This window comes from Candidatus Skiveiella danica, assembly GCF_022705245.1.
GTDB classification, from domain to species: domain Bacteria; phylum Pseudomonadota; class Gammaproteobacteria; order Burkholderiales; family Burkholderiaceae_C; genus Skiveiella; species Skiveiella danica.
Genome location: NZ_JAKJEW010000208.1, coordinates 1 through 504, shown reverse-complemented (window position 1 = coordinate 504; position 504 = coordinate 1). Strand labels below are relative to the sequence as shown.

The 504-nt window shown below is 71.2% G+C and carries 2 protein-coding genes; both read right to left on the bottom strand.

The window, feature by feature from the left end:
- Nucleotides 1-310, bottom strand: a 310-nt coding sequence (locus ACMUOY_RS21050) for a serine dehydratase beta chain (RefSeq protein WP_413894636.1), incomplete at its 3' end; no start/stop codon positions are given.
- A 13-nt stretch (nt 311-323) separates the two neighbouring features.
- A partial coding sequence (locus tag ACMUOY_RS21045; protein ID WP_413894635.1) for a hypothetical protein occupies nt 324-504 on the bottom strand: 181 nt, incomplete at its 5' end.

Here is a 504-nt window from a genome sequence, read left to right as displayed (position 1 = left end):
GCGGATGCTCGCCCAGCAGGCTCAGGCTGCCGGCGCGGATGGCTTCGAGCAGCGCCGGGATGGCTTCCACGTCGACCGTGTCGGGCTCGTGCCCGGCCAGACCCAGCAGCACCGCCTTGTCGCTGCCGTGGCCCTTGCCGGTGGCGCCCAGCGAACCGTAGAGGATGACCTGCACGCGCGCGGTGGCCGCCAGCAGGCCCTCGGCGCGCAGCCGCAGCCCGAACAGGCGCGCCGCGCGCATCGGCCCTACCGTGTGGCTGCTGCTCGGGCCGATGCCGATCTTGAAGAGGTCAAACACCGACACGGCCATGGCAGGCTCCCTCTCAGGCGTAGTCGGCGACCGGGATGCAGGAGCACATCAGGTTGCGGTCGCCGTAGACGTTGTCCACGCGCCCTACCGGCGCCCAGTATTTCTGCTGGCGCAGCGAGGGCAGCGGATAGGCCGCCAACTCGCGCCCATAGGCATGGCTCCAGGCGTCGGCGCCGCAGACCTGCGCTGTGTGC